The following is a 478-nucleotide window of genomic DNA, read 5'->3' as shown; positions in this document are numbered from 1 at the left end:
TCGGTCGTCGACATTTCCTCGATCGCCATGTAACGTAATTGTAGCCGGATTTGGCTGATCAACCTCTCCTCTCGATCTCCTCTAACTTTTTTAGGAACAGGTTCTCGGCACGCAGGCGCTCGTTCTCCCGCTCGATCTGTTGGATGCGACGTTCGAGCTTCTCTTCGTTGGTCAGTTCCTCTTCTTGCTTCGTCCGTCCGCGCCGGTCCTCGAGCCCGTGCACGCCGTCGGCGTCATATTTTTTCGTCCAGCCGTAGACCTGGTGGTACGACACGGCGAATATCTCGGCCGTCTGTTGATAGTTCCGTCCATTGTCCAGGCAATACCTGACGATCTCCATGCGTTCCTCGAATGTGGTCTTTCTCCCTTTTGCCATAGCTCGATCCATCCCTTTTCTCGAATCTGTTAACTCGCTATGACTAGTATACTTCTTGATCCACCGATATAGAACCGAACGACTACTGATTTGATGTCTGGA

At 51.9% G+C, this 478-nt stretch carries 1 pseudogene; it reads right to left on the bottom strand.

The window, feature by feature from the left end:
• Nucleotides 1–478: pseudogene (locus tag KNP02_RS14740) on the bottom strand (transposase); the annotation flags it as partial.

The sequence above is a fragment of the Exiguobacterium sp. s40 genome (assembly GCF_018617905.1).
Classification (GTDB): domain Bacteria; phylum Bacillota; class Bacilli; order Exiguobacteriales; family Exiguobacteriaceae; genus Exiguobacterium; species Exiguobacterium mexicanum_A.
Note: the sequence above shows the minus strand (reverse complement) of the source record. Positions and strands in the feature narration are given on the sequence as shown.